Origin of the sequence: Mucilaginibacter sp. (assembly GCF_028288205.1) — a bacterium.
GTDB lineage: Bacteria > Bacteroidota > Bacteroidia > Sphingobacteriales > Sphingobacteriaceae > Mucilaginibacter.
In genome coordinates this window covers 1-2689 of sequence record NZ_JAQBOD010000021.1, presented here as the reverse complement: position 1 = coordinate 2689, position 2689 = coordinate 1, and the positions used below count along the sequence as shown (strand labels likewise).

Genomic DNA, 2689 nt, shown 5'->3' with positions numbered 1-2689 from the left:
TCATTTAACACCGTTTGCAGCGGCATCAATGATTTATGGGAAAATATAATACACTACTTTACTATTGTTATTCAACAATAGCAGACGCGGAGCAATTTGCTGCCGATCATTTAAAATTTTGCAAAGAGCTTAACCTTACCGGGCGCATTATTGTTGCCGAAGAAGGATTGAACGGTACCGTTTCGGGTGCTGCGGAATCATGTAATATCTATATGGATACCCTGCATGCCGACCCGCGCTTTGCAAACATCGATTTTAAGATTGACGAGGTTGATACACCATCATTTGTAAAAATGCATGTGCGCTATAAATCAGAAATTGTACACTCGGGCCTGCGCGATCCACACATCATCAATCCACAATTAAAAACCGGCAAACATTTAGAGCCGAAAGAGTTTTTGGAAATGAAAGATGGTGAGGATGTGGTGATATTGGACGTTCGCTCCAACTATGAACACAATCTGGGCAAATTTAAAAATGCTATAACACTGGATATTGAGAACTTTCGCGATTTTCCGGATAAGATAAACGAGCTTGCTCAATACAAGGATAAAAAAATAGTTACCTACTGCACCGGCGGCATCAAATGCGAAAAAGCATCGGCCCTGTTGCTGCATGAAGGTTTTACAGATGTTTACCAACTGCATGGCGGTATTATTAAATATGGCAAGGAAGCGGGCGGCGAGGATTTTGAAGGCAAATGCTATGTGTTTGACAACCGTTTATCTGTTGAGGTAAACAGGGTTAACCCGATGGTAATATCAACCTGCTACAATTGCGGCAAAACCACCGAGAAAATGATAAACTGCGCCAACCCCGAGTGCAACGAACACTTTACCCAGTGCGACGATTGCGGTACCGCCACGGATGGCTGCTGCAGCGATGCCTGCAAGGAGCATCCACGTAAACGGGTTTATGATGGTACGGGGTATTATGTAAAAGTGCCGCAGCCGGTTAATGTGAAGGCATCGAAGATAGAGTTGGCTTAATAATAGACTCTACAGTCTGTGTCCTCGCAGACTGCTTACATAATTGTCTGTGAGGATACAGACAATGGAGGGGAAATTTTCAAAGTGAATTCGCAACAATCTTAGCCGACAACAAACACAATGGAATCCCCCCACCCGGGTGCACACTACCGCCGCAGAAATACAGGTTCTTTATTTTGGATGACCGGTTAGCGTGGCGCATAAACGCGGCATATTTACTATTAGAGCTGGTACCGTAAATTGATCCCTGGTAGGATGAGGTTTTGCTTTCAATGCCCCGCGGATCAAGCACGCTTTCGCTGATGATTAGTTTACTTATATTTTCATTTAACCTGCTGGATAGCTTGGCCAGGACATTTTGCCGGGCGCTATTAATTAAGCTGTCCCAATCCTGCCCGGTATTTGCCGGAACATTTATCATCACGAACCAATTCTCGCATCCCGGCGGTGCGTCCTTTGGTTTTAGCTTTGAAGTAATATTGAGGTAAACCGTTGGATCGTTATAAATAGATTTTTCTTTCCAGATATGATCAAATTCTGCTTTATAATCGGCACTGAAAAAAATGTTATGCAGATCAAGCTTGGCAAACTTTTTATTTATCCCCCAGTAAAATATTAATGCGGAACTGCTGCGCTCCTGCTTTAATATTTTTTCAGGATGAAGTTTTGGATAAGCACTTAACAATTTATTATAAGTGAACCAAATATCCATGTTAGCTACTACAACATCGGCATTAATAATCTCGCCTTTTACTTTTATCCCTACAGCCTTTTTACTTTTTAAAACAATCTCTTCAACGGGGGAATTATTATAAAATTTAACGCCCAATATTTTCGCCAGATTAACCAAACTTGTGGTTATGCCATACATACCTTCTTTAGGAAAATAAGCCCCGTAATGCTGCTCTAAATGCGGAATTACATTTAACGTTGCCGGCGCCTGGTATGGGTTAGAACCGTTGTAGGTAGCGTACCGGTCATAAAACTGCACCATGCGCTCATCTTTAAATAAGTTTTGATTAGCCTGGTGCATGGTGCGCGAGGTATCCAACTTACCTAAGTTGAATAACGCCTTAAATCCTTCCTTGTTAAACAAGCTTTTTAATCCGCTGAACGCCCGTTGCAGAAAAACGGGAGCAGTCAGCTCATATATTTTAGCGCTGTTGGCTATTTGTTTTTCTATAGCCTCTGCAGGCTCACCAACAACTGCGGTTACTTCCTTTTCAAATTGAGCCTTATCCGCGTAAGCGGTTAATTTGGTGCCATCCTCGTAAAAATATTTGCAGTTAATATCCAGCTTTTGATATTGAAAATAAGCTTGGGGATCCTTTCCGGCCAGTTCAAACAACTCATCAATATATTGGGGCATGGTAAGCAGGCTGGGCCCGGCATCAAAGCGGAAACCATCCTTTTCTATTTCGGCCAGTTTACCGCCGGGAGTAGCATTAGCCTCAAAAACCTCAACCGCGTAGCCCTTAACAGCTAACCGGATAGCAGCTGCAATTCCGGCTATCCCTGCACCTATGACTACGGCTTTTTTTGAAGGCATGGTGCAAATTTAACCTTTTCCGTTTGTCATTTCCTTTAGATTAGCTTCAGCAAAATAAACAGGTTATTATTATTGTTGAAGCTTTCTTTTTGCTTCTTTTTCTTTGTTAATAACCTCGATTTTTGTGGATAAAGTTAACAGCGGTAAAGGC

General features: G+C 42.2%; 2 protein-coding genes. One reads left to right on the top strand and one right to left on the bottom strand.

The window, feature by feature from the left end:
• Positions 1–35: 35 nt before the first annotated feature.
• Positions 36–989, top strand: a complete 954-nt coding sequence (locus JWR23_RS04975; protein ID WP_299513713.1) for a rhodanese-related sulfurtransferase — start codon at positions 36–38, stop codon at positions 987–989.
• A gap of 79 nt (positions 990–1068) precedes the next feature.
• On the opposite strand, the gene crtD is transcribed toward JWR23_RS04975, so the two are convergent.
• Positions 1069–2538 carry a 1-hydroxycarotenoid 3,4-desaturase CrtD gene (gene crtD / locus JWR23_RS04970; RefSeq protein ID WP_299513710.1) on the bottom strand — a complete coding sequence of 490 codons (1470 nt, stop codon included), beginning with the start codon at positions 2536–2538 and terminating at the stop codon, positions 1069–1071.
• Positions 2539–2689 lie beyond the last annotated feature (151 nt).

Coding starts and splice junctions, on each gene's coding strand:
- JWR23_RS04975 (WP_299513713.1), top strand. CDS start 36: ATGGGAAAATATAATACACTACTTTACTATTGTTATTCAACAATAGCA.
- crtD (WP_299513710.1), bottom strand. CDS start 2,538: ATGCCTTCAAAAAAAGCCGTAGTCATAGGTGCAGGGATAGCCGGAATT.